The following is a 21454-nucleotide window of genomic DNA, read 5'->3' on the forward strand; positions in this document are numbered from 1 at the left end:
ACCGGAGCGGCCGAGGGGCGTCAGGTACGCCGGAGCGGGCGAGGGTCGTCCCGGGCGGGCGACTACGCTGGAGGTCGATCCATCCCCTTCCCTGGAGCGTTAATGGCCGTCAACCTGGTCAATGTCGAGGCAGTCAGCAAGGTGTACGGCACCCGTGCCCTGCTCGACGGTGTCTCCCTCGGCGTGTCCGAGGGGGACCGGATCGGCGTCGTGGGGCGCAACGGAGACGGCAAGACGACCCTCATCCGGATGCTCGCCAAGCTGGAGGAGGCCGACTCCGGGCGGGTCACGCACAACGGCGGGCTTCAGCTCGGCGTGCTGACCCAGCACGACTCCCTCGACCCCGAGGCCACCGTCCGGCACGAGGTCATCGGTGACCTCGCCGATCACGAGTGGGCGGGCAACGCCAAGATCCGCGATGTGCTCACCGGTCTCTTCGGTGGCCTTGACATGCCGGGCTTTCCGCAGGGCCTCGACACCGTCATCGCGCCGCTCTCCGGTGGCGAGCGGCGGCGTATCGCGCTCGCCAAGCTGCTCATCGGCGAGCCCGACCTGATCGTGCTCGACGAGCCCACCAACCATCTCGACGTCGAGGGCATCGCCTGGCTCGCCGAGCACCTGCGGACGCGGCGCTCGGCGCTCGTCTGCGTCACGCACGACCGCTGGTTCCTGGACCAGGTGTGCACGCGCATGTGGGACGTACAGAGCGGGTCCGTCTTCGAGTACGAGGGCGGGTACTCCGACTACGTCTTCGCCCGTGCCGAGCGTGAGCGCATCGCGGCCACCGAGGAGACCAAGCGCAAGAACCTGATGCGCAAGGAGCTCGCCTGGCTGCGGCGCGGCGCCCCCGCCCGCACCAGCAAGCCGCGCTACCGCATCGAGGCCGCGAACGAACTCATCGCCGATGTGCCGCCGCCCCGGGACAGCAGCGAGCTGATGAAGTTCGCGACGACCCGGCTCGGCAAGACCGTCTTCGATCTGGAGGACGTGACCGTGCAGGCCGGGCCCAAGGTGCTGCTCAAGCACCTGACCTGGCAGCTCGGCCCCGGTGACCGCATCGGTCTGGTGGGCGTCAACGGCGCGGGCAAGACCTCGCTCCTGCGGGCGATGGCAGAGGCGCAGCGCTCCGACGGCGACGTACAGCCCGAGGGCGGCCGGGTGGCCGTCGGCAAGACCGTGAAGCTGGCCTACCTCTCGCAGGAGGTGACCGAACTCCCCCCGACGCTGCGGGTGTTGCAGGCCGTGCAGCAGGTGCGCGAGCGGGTCGACCTCGGCAAGGGCCGGGAGATGACCGCCGGGCAGCTCTGCGAGACGTTCGGGTTCAACAAGGAGAAGCAGTGGACGCCCGTCGGTGATCTGTCCGGTGGCGAGCGGCGGCGGCTTCAGCTTCTCCGGCTCCTCATGGACGAGCCGAACGTCCTCTTCCTCGACGAACCGACGAACGACCTCGACATCGAGACGTTGACTCAGCTGGAGGACGTCCTCGACAGCTGGCCCGGGTCGATGGTCGTGATCTCCCACGACCGGTTCTTCCTGGAGCGCACCACCGACAAGGTGTTCGCGCTGCTCGGCGACGCCACGATGCGGATGCTGCCGCGCGGCATCGACGAGTACCTGGAGCGGCGCAAGCGGATGGCGGCGGCCGGTACCCCGGCGGCCCCCCTCGCCGACCCGTCCGCCGCGTCCACCGGGTCCGCCGCACCGGCCGCCGCGCAGAAGGCGGTCTCCTCCGCCGACGCCCGCGCCGCGAAGAAGGAACTCCAGAAGATCGAGCGGCAGCTGGACAAGATGTCCACGAAGGAAACGTGGCTGCACGCCCAAATCGCCGATAACGCCACCGACTTCGGAAAAGTGGCCAAACTGGACGCCGAGTTGCGCGAACTCGTCAGCGAGCGGGATGAGTTGGAGATGCGCTGGCTGGAGCTTGCGGAGAGCGCGTAGAGGTCTCGTAACGGACGTATCACAGGCCGGTCCTCCCTTGGGAACAGGGGGTGGACCGGCCAGTTGTGCTAAGGGGCCAGGGTGATAGAAAGGTCCGCCTGAGCACCACTTGGCGTGCCGAAAAATCAGTGAAGGGGGAAGCGCTGATGTCTCAGCCGCCCAACCAGCCGCCGTCCGGCGGTTTCGGAGCACCGCAGGATCCGAACCAGCCGGCCGCGCCGCAGCCACCGGGCCAGCCGCCGCAGACGCCTGCCCAGCCGCCGCAGGCCCCGCAGACTCCACCGTCGGGCGCACCGCAGACGCCACCGTCGGGCGCACCGCAGACGCCGCCCGCGCCCCAGCCCGGTTACGGCTACCCGCAGACTCCGCCCGCGCCGCAGCCGGGTTACGGCTACCCGCAGCAGCCCGGACCGTACGGTCAGCCCACGCAGCCCGGTCAGCCGGGCCCGTACGGTCAGCCCACGCAGCCCGGTCAGCCGGGCCCGTACGGCCAGCCCACGCAGCCGGGCCAGCCGGGTCCCTACGGCGCCCAGCCGCAGTACGGCTACCCGCAGCAGCAGTACCCCGGCGGCCCCGGCATGCCCGGCACCCCGCCCGGCGGTGGCGGCAAGAACCCCTTCAAGGGCAAGCCCGGCCTGATCGTGGCGGCCGTGGTGGCCGGTGCGCTCGTCATCGGCGGCGTCGCCTGGGCCGTCGTCGGCGGCGGTGACGACGACCCCAGCGTGAAGAAGCCCCTGGCCAAGGGGAGCGACGACCCCAAGGGCGGCAGCTCCGCCCCGGCCAACCCGGGCGACGGCGACGGCGACGGCCAGGGAGAGAAGGAAGACCTCAACGCGGGCCGTCAGCCCGGCGAGTCGAAGGTGCTCTTCTACAAGGAAGCGCCCAAGGTGCCGGGTTCCGGCGCCGACGCCAAGGGCATGTGGATCAAGGGCGACATCGCCGCGAAGGCCGCGTACAAGGAGATCTCCGCCTACGACGTCAGCACGGGCAAGAGCGCCTGGCCGACGATCAAGTTCCCGCAGAAGATCTGTGGCACGACCCCGCAGGTCACGGACGACAACAAGATCGTCGTCGCGTTCAAGGACGGGATCAAGGACGACGCCAAGTGCAACCAGATCCAGATCGTCGACCTGAAGACGGGTGACAAGGGCTGGAAGAAGCCGGTCGAGGAGGAGGGGCTCTTCGACATGTCCCTCAGCACCGACCTCTCCATCACCGGCGACACGGTGATGGTCGGCCGCTCGCAGTCCGGCACCGCACTGCAGATCAGCGACGGCAAGGAGCTCTTCGTCGCCGACAAGAAGGAGCCGGGCGCCTGCTTCCCCAGCGGCTTCGCCGGTGGCAAGAAGATGCTCGTGGCCTACTCGTGCGGGGCCAGCTCGCCCACTGAGCACGACGAGCTTCAGCAGATCGACCCGAAGACCGGCAAGGCCGTGTGGACGAAGAAGTTCCCCAAGGGCTGGCGGATCGGCCGGATCTACTCCGAGAGTCCCACGATCGTGTACCTCACCAACGAGGACAAGAAGAAGTGGAACATCACCACGCTGAAGCCCAACAGCAGTGACACCCGCTCCGAGGTCGGCGTCGACGAGAAGTTCGCGCCGGAGTGCGACGGTTCGTCCTTCCTCGGCGGCAGTCTCCAGGGCTGCCTGGGCGTGACGACCGACGACACGAACCTCTACCTGCCGACCGAGGCGACGTCCGGCGCCAACGAGGTCGTGGCGATCAGCCTCGCCACCGGCAAGGAGTCGTGGCGCGTCAAGTCGCCGCTTGAGGAATCGATGCTGCCGATCAAGGTCGAGGGCAACGCGGTCATCGGCTACGTCGAGCCGTCGTACGACGCCGGTGGCCAGATCGTCTCGATCCCCGTCTCGGGCTCGCACAAGCCGAAGACGCTCCTGAAGAACCCCTCGGGGACCTCGGAGATCGAGGACGGCTTCTTCTCGAAGGCGGTCGACTACGTGGACGGTCGCTTCTACCTCTCCACCACACGGCTCTCGGGCAGCTCAAAGGGCCAGGAGAAGCTGATCCTTGCCTACGGCAAGTGATCTTCCCGGTCGGGCAAGTCGCCCTCTTCGCCGCCACTCCCTCTCTTCTCGTCCCCAAGGAATCGACGTCATGACCCAGCCGCCCCAGCCGCCCAACGAGCCCCCGCAGGGCGGGTTCGGCGCTCCCCAGGACCCTCCGCCCGGCGGTTTCGGCGCGCCCCAGGATCCGCCGCCGGTGGGCTTCGGCAAGGCCCCTGAGCCGAACAACCCGTCCTACGGCTACCCGCAGACCCCGCCGCCGCCCCAGACGCCTCCTCCGCCGCCGCAGGGCCAGCCCAACTACGGCTACCCGCAGGCACCGCAGGCACCGCAGGCCCCGCAGGCCCCCGGCACCCCGCCCCCCGGCCAGCCCCAGGGCTACGGCTACCCGGGCCAGCCGGGCCAGCCCGCCCAGCCGTACAACCAGCCGACCCAGCCGTACGGCCAGCAGGCTCCCTACGGCCAGCAGCCTCCCTACGGCGCCTACCAGCAGCCCGGCACGATGCCGATGGCACCGCAGGCCGGTGTTCCCGGTGGTTCGGGCGGCTCCAAGCTCAGCGGCCAGATGAAGATCATCATCGCGGCGGTCGTCGCGATCGCCGTGATCGTCGGCGGCGGTGTCATCTACGCCGTGAACTCGGGGGGCAAGGACGACCCCGAGGTGAGCTCCGCGGGCCCGGACGGCGACAAGGGCGGCGAGGACAAGAAGGGCGGCGGCGAGCAGGGCCCGAGCGGCCCCGGCACGGAGAAGGTGCCGAGCAGCACCAACGCCACGGTCTCCATGCAGCTCCCGCAGCCCGAGGTGCCCAAGGATGACGTCTGGAGCGTCAAGGGCTCCTGGCTCACCGACGACATCTACGCCAAGGCGGGCGTCAACGAGATCGTCGGGTACAACGCGACCGACGGCAAGGAGAAGTGGACGCTGCCGCTGGCCGGCCAGACGTGCGCGAGCTCGCGCGAGGTCACCAAGGACGGCATCGCCGCGGTCGCGTACGAAGACGGCAAGCGCACCAAGAAGGGCGACCACAAGACCTGCTCGCAGATCTCCGCGGTCGACCTGAAGGACGGCAGGAAGCTCTGGACGGAGACCATCGACGAGGGCAGCGGGGACGCCCGGATCGAGGAGCTGACCATCAGCGGCAGCACCGTCGCGGCCGGTTCCAGCGCGGGCGGCGCCGCTTTCGAGATCACCAAGGGCAAGCACCTGTGGGAGCCGACGCCGGGCGACAAGTGCCAGGACGAGGGCTACGCGGGCGGCGAGCAGCTCGTCGCCGTCCAGAAGTGCGGTGACTACGGCGACGAGAAGCTGAAGATCCAGCTCATCGACTCCAAGACCGGCGACGAGAAGTGGACCTACCCGGTGACGCCGGGCATCGACAACGCCAAGATCATCTCGACCCGGCCCGTCGTCTACGGCCAGGACACCCAGGAGATCACCGCGAGCGGCGTCACGGACGTCTTCTCGATCAACGACAAGGGCGATCTCCGCGCCAAGATCTCGCTGCCCGACGGCAAGTACGACCACGACTGCGAGGTCAACGTCGTCTATGCCTGCACCGGTCTCGCCGTCGGCAACGACAAGCTCTACGTCCCGACGCGTCAGCACGACGGCGGCGGTGACGGCTACAGCCAGACGAACGAGATCATCTCCTTCTCGCTGGCCACCGGAAAGTCCACCGGCGACCGCGCCGACGCGGGCGATGACGGCGAGATGTTCCCGATCCGCATGGACGGCGGCAACATCCTGGCGTACAAGGACGCGTCCTACGACAAGGGCGCCCAGGTCGTCTCGCTCAACGGCAAGACGATGAAGGAGACCAAGCTCCTGGAGACCCCCGCGGCCGAGTCCGTGGGCAGCGCGATCAGCAGCATGGTGCCGAAATCGAACGAACTGCTCTACGGCGACGGAAAGCTGTATCTCGGCAAAGAGCTGATCAGCAAGCCGTACTCGAAGGACGACAAGGAGTACACGGCCCTGGGATTCGTCGCCCAGTAGCCCTGTGACCTCCGCAAACGCGGCGGACGGCCCCGTTCCTCAAGAGGAGCGGGGCTGTTCGGGTTTCCAGTGGGCTATTCCGTACGCATGTGCCCCCATCACCCGCCCATGGCCGGGATTTGGGCATTCCGCGCCGCTTCTCACCGGTAGGGGGCGCGCGACGTCGAACAAGCGTGTAGCTTCCGGGGCATGAGTGGGTGCGGGGCCGGGGGGCCCTCGATCCGTGGGGGTTCCGTGGGGAAAACTGGGGGGTTGCTCGATGGGTGTGCGACTCATGGTGGTCGACGACCACCGACTGCTCGCCGAGGCACTCGCCTCGGCCTTGAAGTTGCGTGGTCACCGGGTGCTTGCCGCTGCCGCGCCCGCGGCCGGGGCGGCCGAGCTGGTCATCAGCCGGGCCCCCGAGGTCTGCCTGCTCGGCACGGCGACGCCCGCGGAGGCGGGCATGTTCGATCCGGTCGTGAAGATCAAGCGGGAGCGTCCGCAGGTCGCCGTGGTGGTGCTCGGCCCGGTGCCGAGCCCGCGCGGCATCGCCGCGGCCTTCGCCGCGGGGGCTTCGGGATACGTACGCCATGACGAGCGCATCGAAGGCGTCGAGCGCGCCATCATGAAGGCGCGGGCGGGCGAGGCGGCCATCGCCCCGCAGCTGCTCCAGGGCGCGTTCAGCGAGCTGCTCAATCCGGCGGCGCAGCCCGACGACGAGGGGCAGCGGCTGCTCGGGATGCTGACGCCGCGCGAGGTCGAGGTCCTGATGCGGGTCGCGGACGGCGAGGACACCCGCCTGATCGCCGCCGGGATGGGCATAGCGCCCAGCACGGCGCGTACGCACGTGCAGCGCGTCCTGATGAAGCTGGGCGTCGGGTCCCGCCTTGAAGCCGCCGCGCTCGCCGCGCGGACCGGGCTTCTGGACCGCGCCGAACGGCCCGTGCCCGCCTATGCGAACGACGTAGAGACGCCGACGGGGCCCGAGCCACCGGCACAGTGAACACCGGCACAGTGAACTCGGGCCCCGTCCGGGGTGTCCGGGGGCGTTACTCGTCCTCCTCCGGCTCCTGACCGGGGTGCACCGTGGGGCGCAGCCACAGCCAGCCGAGGAAGAAGAGGCCGAGCGCCAGCATGGCCAGGCCCGTCCACAGGTTGATGTTGATGTCCTCGGCCTTCTTCATGTCGGCGTCGGACGGGGAGATTCCGGCGATCGTCACGATGACTCCGTAGACGACGAAGAGACCGCCGATGATCCGCCGGATGTCGAAGAGACGGGCCGCCGTGGCGGACTTGCGCTCCAGCTCGGAGACTTCGTTGTGCAGCTCAGACATGTTCTTCCTGACCTCCGATCGGATTTAGAGCGAGTACGGCAGGTAGCAGAGCGCGGCGAGCACGATCGCTCCCCAGCCGAGCAGCGCGGGCTTGCGGTACCAGGCGTCGTCGCCTTCGGCGGGCGGCTCTTCAAGGCCCGGCGAGGCCGTGCCGTAGACCAGACCGGCCAGTTCGGCCTCCGGCTTGGGCGCGGTGAAGAGCGTGACCACGACCATCACCACGGCGCCCGCGACGAAGCCGACGATCGCCGAGACGAAGTTGGCGCCCTGGTCGGTCGGGATGTCGATGACGCCCTGCTTGTAGATGTAGAAGTAGTTGATCATCGCGGCGGTGGTGCCCGCGACCAGGCCCCACACACCGGACTTGACCGAGGCCCGCTTCCAGAACATGCCGATGATGAAGACCACGAACATCGGGACGTTGAAGAAGGAGAACAGCGTCTGGAGGTAGCCCATGATGTTCGAGAACGACGAGGCGATGAAGGCCGTTCCGACGGAGGCCAGGACGCCGATCGCGGTGATCAGACGGCCGAACTTCAGGTAGTAGCCATCGGGCTTGTCCGTCTTCACGTACTTGGCCCAGATGTCGTACGTGAAGACGGTGTTGAAGGACGACACGTTTGCCGCCATGCCCGCCATGAACGCCGCGAGCAGACCGGTCACCGCGATGCCGAGCACGCCGTTGGGCAGCAACTCCTGCATCAGGTAGGGGATCGCGTCGTTGTACGTCAGATCCGAGCCCGCCGTGCCGATCTTCGGGACGAGTACGGCCGCGACCAGGCCCGGGATCATCACCAGGAAGACGATGAAGATCTTCGGGAAGGCGGCGATCAGCGGGGTGCGCTGGGCGGCGGAGAGGTTCTTCGCGGACAGGGCGCGCTGCACCTCGGCGAAGTTGGTCGTCCAGTAGCCGAAGGAGAGCACGAAGCCGAGGCCGAGGATGATCGTCAGCCAGTTCGCGCCCAGCGGGTTGGCGTCACCGATGCCGGTGCCGCCCCACGCGCTCATGAAGTCCGAGCCGTGCGACTTCTCGATCGAGCCGGAGAGCCCGTCCCAGCCGCCGACCTTCTTCAGGCCGATGACGCAGATCGGGATCAGGGCCGCCAGGATCACGAAGAACTGGAGGACTTCGTTGTAGATCGCCGAGGAGAGCCCGCCGATCGTGATGTAGGCAAGGACGAAGAAGCCGGCGACCACGATCGCCACCCACTGCGGCCAGCCGAGGAGAGCCTCGACGACGATCGACAGGGCGTAGAGGTTCACGCCCGCGATGAGGATCGCGGCGAACGCGAAGAGCGCCGAGCTCAGCAGGTGCGCCGACTTGTCGAAGCGCTGGAGCAGGTACTCGGGGACCGAGCGGACCTTGCTGCGGTAGTAGAACGGCATCATCACGAGGCCGAGGAAGACCATCGCGGGGATGGCGCCGATCCAGTACCAGTGGACGACGGCGACGCCGTACTGGGCGCCTGTCGCGGCCATGCCCAGGATCTCGGTGGCGCCGAGGTTCGCGGCGACGAACGCGAGGCCGGTCACCCAGGCGGGCAGGGAACGGCCCGAGAGGAAGAAGTCGAGACTGGTCTTCACGGAGCGCCGGGCGGCGAAACCGATGCCCAGAACGACGGCGAAGTAGATCGCGAGGATCGCGTAGTCGAGGCCGTTGGTGGGCAGCCGAAGTCCCTCGGCCAGGGTCTGTGTGGGGGACTGCATGGGGAACTCGCTTCGTTGCGCGAACTGATCAGACCGGAACCTACGCGTCCTTCTTCAATAACTGAAGACTTCTTTTGGTGTTCTTTGTTTGATTGTGATCGGACTGGTTCCAGTCGGCCGTCGGGCCACGTGTCGAGGTCGGCTTGAGCTCGGCATTGACGATGCTGTTGCCTTGTGATTTGTTATGTTCGGTTATGTTGGGTGTGGGTGTTGGTGAGGAGCCCCGGACGTGAAGAAGACCTCGACCCGTCTCGCAGACGGTCGTGAGCTCATCTACTACGACTCGCGCGACGACGCCGTGCGTGACGCGGTCGACAAGAGGCCCCTGGACCCCATCTCCACCACCTCGGAGATCCGCAGGGACCCGCTGCTCGGCGACGCGGTGGCCATCGCCTCGCACCGCCAGGGCCGCACCTACCACCCGCCGGCCGACCAGTGCCCGCTCTGCCCGTCCGACGGCGACCGCCTGAGCGAGGTCCCCGACTCCTCGTACGACGTGGCGGTCTTCGAGAACCGCTTCCCCTCGCTGGCCGGGGACGCGGGACGGTGCGAGGTCGTCTGCTTCACCTCCGACCACGACTCGTCCTTCGCCGACCTCACCGAGGAACAGGCCGGACTCGTCCTGGACGCGTGGACGGACAGGACCGCCGAGCTCGCGCACCTTCCCGCCGTGCAGCAGGTGTTCTGCTTCGAGAACCGCGGCGCCGAGATCGGCGTGACCCTGGGCCACCCGCACGGCCAGATCTACGCCTACCCCTTCGTCACCCCGCGTACGTCCCTGATGCTGAGGTCGCTCGCCGCGCACAAGGAGTCGACGGGCCGCAACCTCTTCGACGACGTCGTGGCCGATGAGACGGCCGGCGAGCGCGTGGTCCTCGAGGGCGAGCACTGGGTGGCGTTCGTCCCGCACGCCGCGCACTGGCCCTACGAGGTCCACCTCTACCCCAAGCGCCGCGTCGCGGACCTGCTCGGGCTCGACGAAGCGGCACGCACAGAGTTCCCCAAGCTTTATCTGGAACTGTTGAGGCGCTTCGACCGGATCTTCGGCGACGGTGAAGGCGGCACCGAGGGCGAAGGCGGGACCGGGGGCGAGGCGCTCACTCCGTACATCGCGGCGTGGCACCAGGCGCCCTTCGGCCCGCTCGACGAGCACGAAGGGGTCAATAGGGACGACTTCGCGCTCCACCTCGAGCTTTTCACCATTCGCCGCACTTCGGGCAAGCTGAAGTTCCTCGCGGGTTCCGAATCCGGCATGAGCGTGTTCATCAACGACGTGCCGCCGGAAGCCGCGGCCCAGCGACTGCGAGAGGTAGCGAGTTCATGAGCGGTAAGTACCTGGTCACCGGCGGGGCGGGCTATGTGGGAAGCGTGGTGGCCCAGCATCTGATCGAGGCCGGGCACGAGGTGACCGTCCTGGACAACCTCTCGACCGGATTCCGCGAGGGCGTCCCGGCCGGTGCGAAGTTCATCGAGGGCGACATCCGCGATGCCGCCAAGTGGCTGGACTCCTCCTACGACGCCGTGTTGCACTTCGCCGCCTTCTCGCAGGTCGGCGAGTCCGTCGTGAAGCCCGAGAAGTACTGGGACAACAACGTCGGCGGCACGATGGCGCTGCTCGCGGCGATGCGCGACGCGGACGTGCGCAAGCTGGTGTTCTCCTCCACGGCGGCGACGTACGGCGAGCCGGTCAGCACCCCCATCACCGAGACGGACCCGACCGCCCCGACGTCTCCCTACGGCGCGTCGAAGCTCGCCGTCGACCACATGATCACCGGCGAGGCCGCCGCCCACGGCCTGGGCGCGGTCTCGCTGCGCTACTTCAACGTGGCGGGCGCCTACGGCGAGCAGGGCGAGCGGCACGACCCCGAGTCGCACCTGATCCCCCTCGTCCTCCAGGTCGCGCAGGGCAGGCGCGAGGCCATCTCCGTCTACGGCGACGACTACCCGACCCCGGACGGCACCTGCGTCCGCGACTACATCCACGTCGCGGACCTCGCGCAGGCGCACCTCCTCGCGGTCGAGGCGGCCACCTCCGGAGAGCACCTGATCTGCAACCTCGGCAACGGCAACGGCTTCTCCGTGCGCGAGGTCATCGAGACCGTCCGCCAGGTCACAGGACACCCGATCCCCGAGGTCATGGCCCCGCGCCGCGGCGGCGACCCGGCGGTCCTCGTCGCGTCCGCGGTCACCGCGCGGGAGCGGCTCGGCTGGAATCCGACCCGCGCGGACCTCGCGGGCATCGTCGCCGACGCGTGGGCGTTCGCCCAGCGTTAATGAGGGGTTGAAGGGGAAACTGATGGACGTAGCGGGCCAGTTCTCGGAGCTGTACGGGTATGAGCCGGACGGGGTCTGGTCGGCGCCGGGCCGGGTCAACCTCATCGGCGAGTACACGGACTTCAACGAGGGCTTCGTGATGCCGCTCGCGCTGCCGCACACCGCGGTGGCGGCCGTGGCGCGCCGCACCGACGGCGTACTGCGGCTCCACTCGGCGGACATCGACGCACCGGTCACCGAGCTGCGCGTCGACGAGCTGACCCCGCTGTCGAAATACGGGCAGGGCGGCTGGGCCGCCTACCCGGCGGGCGTGGTGTGGGCGCTGCGGGACGCGGGCCACGCGGTCCTGGGGGGCGCCGACATCCACCTGGCCTCGACCGTGCCGACGGGGGCGGGCCTGTCCTCATCGGCGGCCCTGGAGGTCGTCACGGCACTCGCCCTGAACGACCTCTACGAACTCGGCCTGGACGCACCCCGGTTGGCGGTCATCGCCCAGCGGGCCGAGAACGCCTTCGTCGGCGTGCCGTGCGGTGTGATGGACCAGATGGCATCCGCGTGCGCCACGGAAGGCCACGCCCTGTACCTGGACTGCCGCGACCTGACGACACGGCAGGTCCCCTTCGACCTGGCCACGCACGGCCTGCAACTCCTCGTCGTCGACACCCGGGTCAAGCACGAGCTGGGCGACGGGGCGTACGCGGAGCGGCGGGCCGGATGCGAGGAGGGCGCGCGGATGCTCGGCGTGTCCCACCTCCGGGACGTGCCGTACACGCAGCTCCCCGCCGCCCTGGAGAAGCTGACGGACGCGGACGAGAAGATCAGCCGCTACGTACGCCACGTCGTCTCGGACGACCACCGCGTCGAGCAGGTCATCGGCCTGCTCGACGCGGGCGACGTACGGGCGATCGGCCCCGTCCTGACCGAGGGCCACCTCTCGCTGCGGGACGATCTGCGCATCTCCTGCGAGGAGTTGGACCTGGTGGTGTCCTCCGCGAACGCGGCAGGGGCGATCGGATCCCGGATGACCGGGGGCGGCTTCGGCGGCTCGGCGGTCGTCCTGGTGGAGGAGGTGGACGCGGAGCCGGTGACGAAGTCGATCCTGGAGGCGTTCACCTCGGCGGGCCACACGACTCCGCGGGTGTTCCCGGCGGTGCCGTCGGCGGGGGCACGCCGCCTGGCGTGACGAGGTGGTCGGTCAACTCGCTGGTCGGTGAGGCGGTTTGGGGGTCGGCGGCAACTCGCGTACGTGTACGGGAACTGCCGCCAGGCCCCTCGCGGCCTCATGGCTGTGTGGCCGCGAGGCCCCGTCGCATCAGGCCAATCTCTTCGTCAGGGTGAACTCCTTCGCCCCTTGCGGGTAATCCGGGATCACCGACACCACCTCGTACCCCTGACCGCGGTAGAACCCCGGAGCCTGGAAGTCCCATGTCTCCACGCGGGAGTTGAGGCAGTCCCGCTCCTCCCGCGCGATGCGCTCCGCCTCGGTGAGTAGCTGTGCGCCGAGGCCCGCGCCCTGGTGGTTCTCGCTGACCCAGAGATGGTTCACGTGGAGCCAGCGGCCCCAGGTGTGTCCCGCGAGGCCGCCGACCAGGCCTTCCGTGCGTTCCATCAGCCATACGGCCAGCGGGACTTCACGGTCCTGCGGGGTGCCGCGCAGGGCGCGGATCACGGGTGATGCGGCGTTGTTCGACTCCTGGAGCCGGGCGAGGAGCAGAGCGGACCTGTCTTTGTCGACTCCTGTCTCAATACGAAACATACGGCTCACCATAAACGCGCTGGCCAGTCAGTTCTGTAAATTACCTTCCGCTCCTGCCGTCCGGCCCTACTCTGAGTGGCAGTGCCGGTGGGGGCCGGTACTGATCAGGGGGCGAGACAGTCGGGTACGACGCCCGGCGGTGGGGGTAGCAGCCACAGCTCGGCGGCGGCCGAGCGGCTGCGGCGACCCCCGTTCCAGGTGTCGTACCCGCACCGTACGTCCTCCGACGTCGGGGTATCCCCTGCTCTCCGCGGAGAGCCTGGGGGAGGGGGTTGTTTCAGTGGTTCGTATCCGAGTCCTGGTCGTCGACGACCATCGCATCTTCGCCGAGTCGCTCGCAGCGGCACTGGCGGCGGAGCCCGACGTCGACGTGTCCGCGGCGGGCAGCGGCCCGGCCGCACTGCGCTGCCTTGAGCGGGCCATAGCCGAGGGGCGCAGATATGACGTGCTGCTCGTCGACGCCGACCTGGGCGCTTCCGCCAACGCCATGCAGGGTGTCCGCCCCGCGCCTTCGGTGCAGGAGGGCAACGCGGACGCTCTGGTCGACGGCATATCGCTGGTGGCCGGAGTCCGCTCCGGCCAGCCGATGGTCCGTACGGTCGTGCTCGCCGAGAAGGACGACCCGCGCCGGGCCGCCCTCGCGCTCCAGGCGGGCGCGTCGGGATGGGTCGCCAAGGACTGCTCGCTGTCGCGGCTTCTCACGGTCATCCGGGGGGTGCTGCGGGAGGAGACCCATCTGCCGCCCGCGCTGCTCACCGGCGTCCTGCGCGAGTTGACGGCCGCCCGCAAGCACCGCACGGAATCCGAGCGCCTGGTGGAGTCCCTGACTCCGCGCGAGCGCGAGGTGCTTCGCTGCATGGTGGCCGGTCTTGGCCGCAAGGCGGTGGCGGAAAGGCTGTTCCTCTCCCCGCACACGGTGCGTACGCACATGCAGAACGTACTGGGGAAGCTGGGCGTCCACTCCACGCTCGCGGCCGTCGCGCTCGCGCGCAGGGCCGGGGTGGGCCCTGCCGACCTAGCCGGGGATGTTGTCGAACGGGGCGGTCAGCTGGCGTAGCAGCGCGGCGAGTTCGCCGCGCTGTCCGCGCGAGAGTTCGGCGAGGATCGCCCGCTCCTGCTTGAGGAGTCCGGCGAGCGCCTGGTCCGCGCGGTCCTGCCCCTCATCGGTCAGCCGCACGAGCACGCCCCGCCGGTCGCTGGGGTCGGGCAGCCGCTCGACGAGGCCCTTCTTCGCGAGCCTGTCGATGCGGTTGGTCATCGTGCCCGACGTCACCAGGGTCTGGGTCAGGAGCTGTCCGGGGGAGAGCTGGTAGGGCGCGCCCGTGCGCCGCAGCGACGTCAGTACGTCGAACTCCCACGGCTCCAGATTGTGCTCGGAGAACGCGAGCCGACGGGCCCTGTCGAGATGCCGCGCGAGCCTGCTGACACGGCTGAGCACCTCGAGTGGTTCCACGTCGAGGTCAGGGCGCTCTCGGCGCCATGCTGCCACCAGCCGATCGACCTCGTCCTCCATGGCGATCAGTGTAGGGGATCTGTCGACATGAAGTCTCTTGACGTCAAGATACTTCGGGGTTGAGGATGGTGCTACGACGTCCGTGGCGCCCGTACGAAGGCGACATGACGCCGGTACGAAGCTCAGGCACGAGGTCTGTGCGCTGTGCTTCGCGCTCTCCGTGCTTCGCGCTCCGTGCTTCGTGTATCGCGCTCTCCGTGCCCAGAGGAGGCCCACCCATGTCCGCTCCCAGCCCCAGCCCCGGCCCTGCCCCCACTTGGGATCCGGGCCAGTACCTGCGTCACTCCGGCCACCGGGCCCGCCCCTTCGTCGACCTGCTGGCCCGCGTCCCCGAACTCCCCGCTGCCGACGGCCGCCCGCCCCGCATCGCCGACCTGGGCTGCGGTCCCGGCAACGTCACCCGCCTCCTCGCCGAACGCTGGCCCACGGCGCACGTCACCGGCTTCGACAATTCCCCGCAGATGCTGGAGCAGGCCGAGCGGCTCGCGGGCCCCACGTCCGGCGGCGGTCGCCTGGACTTCGACGCGGCGGACGCGTCGAACTGGGTGCCGCCCGAGGGGGCGTACGACCTGATCCTGTCCAACGCGACGCTCCAGTGGGTGCCGGACCACGCGGACTCCTTCCCCGCCTGGGTGGCGGCGCTGACCCCCGGCGGGACGTTCGCTTTCCAGGTCCCCGGCAACTTCGACGCCCCGAGCCACGTCCTGATGCGGGAACTGAGCGAGTCGCCGCGGTGGCGGGACCGGCTGGGCGGGCGGCTGCGCCACGCGGACGCGGTGCTCTCGCCGACGGCCTATCTGGAGCGGCTCGTCTCGCTGGGGTGCGAGGTGGATGCGTGGGAGACGACGTATCTGCACCTCCTTGAGGGCGATGACCCCGTCCTGGACTGGGTGAAGGGGACGGGCCTCCGTCCGGTCCTCTCGGCGCTCGCGGACGACGCGGAGGCGAGGGAGGGGTTCCTCTCCGAGTACGCGAAGCTGCTGCGCCACGCCTATCCCGTGGTCGGGGGCAGGTTCGGGGGCGGCACGGTCTTCCCCTTCCGCAGGGTGTTCGCGGTGGCACGGCGAAAGGGCTGACCTCTCATGCCCCTGAGGTCCATCGACCACGACTACGCCTTGCCGGGACACCGGCGCTTCTACGCGGACGACCCGGTGGGCAACCGCCTGGAGTCCTTGGAGCGGGAGCCACTGCTGGAGCCGGAACCGGAGTCCCTGCCGGGGCGGGAGACCGGGCTGGTGTCGCAGCCCCTGCCGCCGCCATAGCCCCCGGACTGTCCCGCCGCTTCGCGGCGGATGTCTCCCGCCCACCCACCCGAATACCCCGGGTAATCGGGTGGGTGGGCGGGGAAAAATCCGCCGCGAAGCGGCGGTCTTGGAGAGCGGAGGCACAGAAGGGCGCCGCCCCAAAGCCCCGCTCAGCGAGGCGCAGGCACCTCGGGGCACCCGCCCAAAGCGCCGCTCAGCGAGGCGCAGGCGCGCAGGGCACCCATCCAAAGCCGCGCCCGCGAGGCGAGGGCACCGCCGGGTGCCGCTCCCGCCGCCCCACGCCGAGGGAGAGCGGGGCACCGCACGGTGCCGCCCCGGAGGTCCGCACCGCGGGCCGCACCGCAAGCCCCCCCCAAGCCCCCCGCCGCGGTCAGCTCTTCCGGTGGCCTATCAGCCGCGGCTTCGGCTCCAGGCCGTCGAGGCCGTGCCACGCCAGGTTCACCAGATGCGCCGCCACCTCCGCCTTCTTCGGCTTGCGCGCGTCCAGCCACCACTGGCCCGTGAGGGCCACCATGCCGACCAGTGCCTGCGCGTACAGCGGGGCCAGTTTCTGGTCGAAGCCGCGGGTCTTGAACTCCTGGCCCAGGATGTCCTCCACCTGCGTCGCGATGTCCGAGATCAACGAAGCGAACGTGCCCGTCGACTGGGCCACCGGCGAGTCGCGGACCAGGATGCGGAAGCCGTCCGTGTACGTCTCGATGTAGTCGAGGAGAGCGAACGCCGCCTGTTCGAGCAGCTCACGCGGATGCCCCGCCGTCAGCGCCCCCGTCACGCCGTCGAGGAGCGCCCGCATCTCGCGGTCCACCACCACCGCGTACAACCCCTCCTTGCCGCCGAAGTGCTCGTACACGACGGGCTTGGAGACGCCGGCCTTCGCCGCGATCTCCTCCACCGACGTGCCCTCGAAGCCCTTGGCGGCGAAGAGCGTGCGGCCGATGTCCAGCAACTGCTCCCGGCGCTCGGCACCCGTCATCCGGGTCCGGCGCGCCCGCCGGGGCTGCTTCTCTTTGCTGGAGGGGCTGGAATTGCTGGAGTCGGTCGCCACGTCGTCAATCATGCCGCGCCGACGGTCTTCTGTTTCCGGCGGGCGTCGATCCGTGACCGTGACGGCCACCGCACGTCCGTCGCCCAGCCCAGCTGCTCGCACCAGCGGATGATCCGTGCCGACGAGTCGACCTGACCCCTGAGCACACCGTGCCGCGCCGACGTCGGATCGGCGTGGTGGAGGTTGTGCCAGGACTCGCCGCAGGACAGGACCGCCAGCCACCACACGTTGCCGGAGCGGTCACGCGACTTGAAGGGGCGCTTGCCCACCGCGTGGCAGATCGAGTTGATCGACCACGTGACGTGGTGGAGCAGCGCGACCCGGACGAGCGAGCCCCAGAAGAACGCCGTGAAAGCGCCCCACCACGACATCGTCACCAGGCCGCCGACCAGCGGCGGGATCGCCAGTGACACGATCGTCCACAGGAGGAACTGGCGCGAGATGAGACGGATCGCCGGGTCCTTGACCAGATCCGGCGCGTACTTCTCCTGCGACGTCTGCTCCTCATCGAACATCCAGCCGATATGCGCCCACCACAGGCCCTTCATCAGGGCCGGAACCGTCTCGCCGAAGCGCCACGGCGAATGCGGGTCGCCCTCCGCGTCGGAGAACTTGTGGTGCTTGCGGTGATCCGCCACCCAGCGGACCAGCGGTCCCTCGACCGCCATCGACCCCGCCACGGCGAGCGCGATCCGCAACGGACGCTTCGCCTTGAAGGAGCCGTGCGTGAAGTACCGGTGGAAACCGATCGTGATGCCGTGGCAGCCCAGGTAGTACATGAACACGAGGAGGCCGAGGTCCAGCCAGCTCACCCCCCAGCCCCAGACCAGCGGCACCGCCGCCACCAGGGCGAGGAACGGGACGACGATGAACAGAAGCAGCGTGAGCTGCTCGAGGGACCGTTTCTGCTCACCGCCCAGCGTCGCGGACGTGGACGCGAGAGAGGACGCCGATGAGGCGTCGGTCGTCGATCGCGAAGCGTCTTCGATCACATCGGTGGCGGAAGACGCATCGGAAGATGTCGGCATGGGCACGTCCCCTGTGGGGTCGAGGGTTGAGGGTCACGACGCGAGTGCGGCGGGCGCACGATCACGGGTTCCGCGTAATCTACGGTCCCGTAACTTACGGCGTCGTAAGTATGGCAGCGCGGAACCTGGCGGCAAGAGGCTGCGAGTCCGTGCCGCGATGTGACACCTATCCTTGGAAACGGTCGGACAGCGCGGTCCGCTCTCTCTAGTTCCCCCGGAGCCGGATTCCTACCGGCCGGGGACCCCTCCCAGACCTGACGTGCTTCAACACTGCAAGGAGCCGCACCTGTGAGCAGTGCCGACGACCAGACCACCACAGCCAGCACCGAGCTGCGCGCCGACATCCGCCGTCTCGGCGATCTGCTCGGCGAGACCCTCGTACGTCAGGAGGGCTCGGAGCTCCTCGAACTGGTCGAGAAGGTCCGCCGTCTGACCCGCGAGGACGGCGAGGCCGCAGCCCGCCTGCTCGGTGGCACCGAACTGGAGACCGCGGCCAAGCTGGTCCGCGCCTTCTCCACGTACTTCCACCTGGCCAACGTGACCGAGCAGGTCCACCGCGGTCGCGAGCTGCGCGCCCGGCGCGCCGCCGAGGGCGGACTCCTCGCCCGAACGGCGGACCGGCTCAAGGACGCCGACCCCGAGCACCTGCGCCAGACCGTGGAGCACCTCAACGTGCGCCCCGTCTTCACCGCGCACCCCACCGAGGCCGCCCGCCGCTCCGTCCTCAACAAGCTGCGCCGCATCGCCGAGCTCCTGGAAACCCCGGTCATCGAGTCCGACCGGCGCCGCCACGACACCCGCCTCGCCGAGAGCATCGACCTGGTGTGGCAGACCGACGAGCTGCGCGTGGTCCGGCCGGAACCCGCGGACGAGGCACGCAACGCCATCTACTACCTGGACGAGCTGCACGCCGGCGCCGTCGGGGACGTACTCGAAGACCTCACCGCCGAGCTCGACCGGGTCGGCGTCGAGCTGCCCGAAGGCACCCGGCCGCTCACCTTCGGCACCTGGATCGGCGGCGACCGCGACGGCAACCCGAACGTGACGCCCGCCGTCACCTGGGACGTCCTGATCCTCCAGCACGAGCACGGCATCAACGACGCCGTCGCCCTCGTCGACGAGCTGCGCGGCTTCCTCTCCAACTCCATCCGCTACACCGGAGCCACCGAGGAGCTCAAGGCCTCCCTCCAGCTCGACCTGGAGCGGCTGCCCGAGATCAGCCCCCGCTACAAGCGGCTGAACTCCGAGGAGCCCTACCGCCTCAAGGCCACCTGCATCCGGCAGAAGCTGGAGAACACCAAGGAGCGCCTGGCCCGCGGCACGTCCCACGAGGACGGGCGCGACTACCTCGGCACCGGTGAACTCCTGCACGACCTCACCCTCGTCCAGACCTCGCTGCGCGAGCACAAGGGCGGCCTGTTCGCCGACGGCCGGATGAACCGCACGATCCGCACGCTCGCCGCGTTCGGTCTGCAGCTCGCCACCATGGACGTACGTGAACACGCCGACGCCCACCACCACGCGCTCGGCCAGCTCTTCGACCGCCTGGGCGAGGAGTCCTGGCGTTACGTGGACATGCCGCGCGAGTACCGGCAGAAGCTGCTCGCCAAGGAACTGCGCTCGCGCAGGCCGCTCGGCCCCTCCCCGGCCCCGCTCGACGCCGCAGGGGAGAAGACCCTCGGGGTCTTCCTCACCATCAAGAAGGCCCTCCAGGTCTTCGGGCCCGAGGTCATCGAGTCCTACATCATCTCCATGTGCCAGGGCGCGGACGACGTCTTCGCGGCGTCCGTCCTCGCCCGCGAGGCCGGACTCATCGACCTGCACGCGGGCTGGGCGAAGATCGGCATCGTGCCGCTCCTGGAGACGACGGACGAGCTGCGCGCCGCCGACGTCATCCTCGACGAGATGCTCGCCGACCCGTCGTACCGCAAGCTCGTGGCGCTGAGGGGCGACGTCCAGGAGGTCATGCTCGGCTACTCGGACTCCTCCAAGTTCGGCGGCATCACCACCTCGCAGTGGGAGATCCACCGCGCGCAGCGCAGGCTGCGTGACGTCGCGCACCGCTACGGGGTCCGGCTGCGGCTCTTCCACGGCCGTGGCGGCACGGTCGGCCGTGGCGGCGGCCCCTCGCACGACGCGATCCTGGCGCAGCCCTGGGGCACCCTCGAGGGCGAGATCAAGGTGACCGAGCAGGGCGAGGTCATCTCCGACAAGTACCTCGTGCCCTCGCTGGCCCGCGAGAACCTGGAGCTGACGGTCGCGGCCACGTTGCAGGCCTCCGCCCTGCACACGGCTCCCCGCCAGTCGGACGAGGCGCTCGCCCGCTGGGACGCGGCGATGGACGTCGTCTCGGACGCGGCGCACTCCGCCTACCGCAAGCTCGTCGAGGACCCGGACCTGCCGACGTACTTCCTCGCCTCGACACCGGTGGACCAGCTCGCCGACCTGCACCTGGGCTCGCGGCCCTCCCGCCGCCCCGGCTCGGGCGTCTCGCTCGACGGCCTGCGCGCCATCCCGTGGGTCTTCGGCTGGACCCAGTCGCGGCAGATCGTGCCGGGCTGGTTCGGCGTCGGCTCGGGCCTCAAGGCACTGCGTGAGGCCGGTCTGGACACCGTGCTCGGCGAGATGCAGGAGCACTGGCACTTCTTCCAGAACTTCATCTCGAACGTCGAGATGACGCTGGCGAAGACGGACCTGCGGATCGCCCGCCACTACGTGGACACGCTCGTCCCCGACGAGCTGAAGCACGTCTTCGACGTGATCGAGGCGGAGCACGCGCTCACGGTGCAGGAAGTCCTGCGGATCACCGGCGGCGGGGAGCTTCTCGGCACCCACCCGGAGCTCCAGCAGACGTTCAGCATCCGGGACGCCTACCTGGACCCGATCTCCTACCTCCAGGTCGCCCTCCTGAAGCGACAGCGGGACGCGGCTGCGGCGGGCGAGGAGGCGGACCCCTTGCTGGGCCGCGCACTGCTCCTCACCGTCAACGGCGTGGCCGCGGGGCTTCGGAACACCGGCTGATTTCCGCTGCGCGGCGGAATTTTCCCCGCTCACCCACCCGTTACCCTGGGTAATCGGGTGGGTGAGCGGGCTTGTGTGTGGCTGGAGTCAGAACGCCAGCGTCGCGAAAGACGCCGTCAGGAGTGCGCCGCCCGTCAGGGCCAGGGTCCATGCCGTGCGGGGCAGGCGCAGCCCGCCCGCCACCACCACCGAGGCCAGCAGCAGCGCCCCGCCGAGCGGCAGCCACGCGTGGAGGAACCCGGGCCCACCCGTGCGGACCACCTCGGAGGTGCCCGGCTTCACGGCCACCGGAATCCGCACCCCCTTCTTCTCCCCGATCGAGCGGTCGATCACGACCCGCTCGCGCGCCTCGGAGCCGGCGGACGAGGACGAGGGGACGTACGACCCGACGCAGTCATCGGACGAGCACCGCGAAACCCGCATCGTGCCCCGCTCACGCTCATCCGCGAGCATCACGTGCCGCGCCGTGCCCCACGACGCCCAGACGCCCGCGACAAGCAGCAGCGCCGCGAGCCCGCCCATCGCCGTCCGGCGTACGAGAAGCAGCGCGTTCATGGCGGCGATC

Annotated in this window: 17 protein-coding genes and 1 pseudogene; 11 read left to right on the plus strand and 7 right to left on the minus strand. The window is 69.5% G+C overall.

Going from position 1 to position 21454, the window contains the following annotated elements; all coding sequences use genetic code 11:
• The first annotated feature begins 102 nt into the window (after positions 1 to 102).
• The 4 genes from ACZ5CR_RS27935 to ACZ5CR_RS27950 all read left to right on the plus strand — a co-directional run bounded on the left by ACZ5CR_RS27935 (position 103) and on the right by ACZ5CR_RS27950 (position 6949).
• On the plus strand, positions 103 to 1941 hold the full coding sequence (locus ACZ5CR_RS27935) for an ABC-F family ATP-binding cassette domain-containing protein (protein ID WP_468862227.1): 1839 nt from the start codon (positions 103 to 105) through the stop codon (positions 1939 to 1941).
• Between the two features lie 146 nt (positions 1942 to 2087).
• A complete protein-coding gene (locus ACZ5CR_RS27940) occupies positions 2088 to 3989 on the plus strand; it encodes an outer membrane protein assembly factor BamB family protein (RefSeq protein WP_468862229.1) in 1902 nt (633 codons plus the stop codon).
• Positions 3990 to 4059: 70 nt separating this feature from the next.
• Positions 4060 to 5964 (plus strand): outer membrane protein assembly factor BamB family protein, encoded by a 1905-nt coding sequence (locus ACZ5CR_RS27945; protein ID WP_468862231.1) that lies wholly within the window; start codon positions 4060 to 4062, stop codon positions 5962 to 5964.
• 259 nt (positions 5965 to 6223) lie between these two features.
• Positions 6224 to 6949, plus strand: a complete 726-nt coding sequence (locus ACZ5CR_RS27950; RefSeq protein WP_468862234.1) for a helix-turn-helix transcriptional regulator — start codon at positions 6224 to 6226, stop codon at positions 6947 to 6949.
• Between the two features lie 46 nt (positions 6950 to 6995).
• Here the strand turns inward: ACZ5CR_RS27950 and ACZ5CR_RS27955 are convergent, their stop codons facing one another.
• Both ACZ5CR_RS27955 and ACZ5CR_RS27960 read right to left on the minus strand, forming a co-directional pair.
• A complete protein-coding gene (locus ACZ5CR_RS27955) occupies positions 6996 to 7280 on the minus strand; it encodes a hypothetical protein (RefSeq protein WP_468862236.1) in 285 nt (94 codons plus the stop codon).
• A gap of 24 nt (positions 7281 to 7304) precedes the next feature.
• A complete protein-coding gene (locus tag ACZ5CR_RS27960; RefSeq protein ID WP_468862238.1) occupies positions 7305 to 8987 on the minus strand; it encodes a sodium:solute symporter family protein in 1683 nt (560 codons plus the stop codon).
• 229 nt (positions 8988 to 9216) lie between these two features.
• On the opposite strand from ACZ5CR_RS27960, the gene galT reads away from it, so the two are divergent.
• Genes galT through galK form a run of 3 tightly spaced genes read left to right on the plus strand, consistent with a single transcriptional unit; the run spans position 9217 to position 12444 of the window.
• Positions 9217 to 10311: a galactose-1-phosphate uridylyltransferase gene (gene galT, locus ACZ5CR_RS27965; RefSeq protein WP_468862240.1), complete on the plus strand. Its 1095-nt coding sequence runs from the start codon at positions 9217 to 9219 to the stop codon at positions 10309 to 10311.
• A complete protein-coding gene (gene galE, locus ACZ5CR_RS27970) occupies positions 10308 to 11261 on the plus strand; it encodes a UDP-glucose 4-epimerase GalE (RefSeq protein WP_468862242.1) in 954 nt (317 codons plus the stop codon). The genes galT and galE overlap by 4 nt, the downstream gene beginning before the upstream one ends.
• A 22-nt stretch (positions 11262 to 11283) precedes the next feature.
• Positions 11284 to 12444: a galactokinase gene (gene galK, locus ACZ5CR_RS27975; RefSeq protein WP_468862245.1), complete on the plus strand. Its 1161-nt coding sequence runs from the start codon at positions 11284 to 11286 to the stop codon at positions 12442 to 12444.
• Between the two features lie 129 nt (positions 12445 to 12573).
• On the opposite strand, the gene ACZ5CR_RS27980 is transcribed toward galK, so the two are convergent.
• Positions 12574 to 13029, minus strand: coding sequence for a GNAT family N-acetyltransferase (locus tag ACZ5CR_RS27980; RefSeq protein WP_468862247.1), 456 nt, complete (start codon positions 13027 to 13029; stop codon positions 12574 to 12576).
• A gap of 268 nt (positions 13030 to 13297) precedes the next feature.
• Between ACZ5CR_RS27980 and ACZ5CR_RS27985 the strand changes: the two genes are divergently transcribed.
• Positions 13298 to 14074: a LuxR C-terminal-related transcriptional regulator gene (locus ACZ5CR_RS27985; protein WP_468862248.1), complete on the plus strand. Its 777-nt coding sequence runs from the start codon at positions 13298 to 13300 to the stop codon at positions 14072 to 14074.
• Here ACZ5CR_RS27985 and tamR read toward each other — a convergent pair.
• Positions 14033 to 14530: a MarR family transcriptional regulator TamR gene (tamR, locus tag ACZ5CR_RS27990; protein ID WP_468862250.1), complete on the minus strand. Its 498-nt coding sequence runs from the start codon at positions 14528 to 14530 to the stop codon at positions 14033 to 14035. The genes ACZ5CR_RS27985 and tamR overlap by 42 nt on opposite strands.
• 218 nt (positions 14531 to 14748) lie before the next feature.
• On the opposite strand from tamR, the gene ACZ5CR_RS27995 reads away from it, so the two are divergent.
• Positions 14749 to 15606: a trans-aconitate 2-methyltransferase gene (locus ACZ5CR_RS27995; protein ID WP_468862253.1), complete on the plus strand. Its 858-nt coding sequence runs from the start codon at positions 14749 to 14751 to the stop codon at positions 15604 to 15606.
• A 30-nt stretch (positions 15607 to 15636) separates the two neighbouring features.
• Positions 15637 to 15792 (plus strand): annotated as a pseudogene (locus tag ACZ5CR_RS28000) (glyoxalase); the annotation flags it as partial.
• A 373-nt stretch (positions 15793 to 16165) separates the two neighbouring features.
• Here ACZ5CR_RS28000 and ACZ5CR_RS28005 read toward each other — a convergent pair.
• Positions 16166 to 16852, minus strand: a complete 687-nt coding sequence (locus ACZ5CR_RS28005) for a TetR/AcrR family transcriptional regulator (RefSeq protein WP_383285354.1) — start codon at positions 16850 to 16852, stop codon at positions 16166 to 16168.
• Entirely contained in the window at positions 16849 to 17868 is a 1020-nt protein-coding gene (locus tag ACZ5CR_RS28010; protein ID WP_468862254.1) for an acyl-CoA desaturase, read from the minus strand. Before ACZ5CR_RS28010 ends, ACZ5CR_RS28005 begins: the two co-directional genes overlap by 4 nt.
• Positions 17869 to 18156: 288 nt before the next feature.
• Between ACZ5CR_RS28010 and ppc the strand changes: the two genes are divergently transcribed.
• Positions 18157 to 20889, plus strand: coding sequence for a phosphoenolpyruvate carboxylase (gene ppc / locus ACZ5CR_RS28015; protein ID WP_468862256.1), 2733 nt, complete (start codon positions 18157 to 18159; stop codon positions 20887 to 20889).
• An 87-nt stretch (positions 20890 to 20976) separates the two neighbouring features.
• Here the strand turns inward: ppc and ACZ5CR_RS28020 are convergent, their stop codons facing one another.
• On the minus strand, positions 20977 to 21444 hold the full coding sequence (locus ACZ5CR_RS28020; RefSeq protein WP_468862259.1) for a hypothetical protein: 468 nt from the start codon (positions 21442 to 21444) through the stop codon (positions 20977 to 20979).
• Between the last annotated feature and the right edge of the window lie 10 nt (positions 21445 to 21454).

It is taken from the genome of Streptomyces sp. NPDC031274 (genome assembly GCF_055570235.1).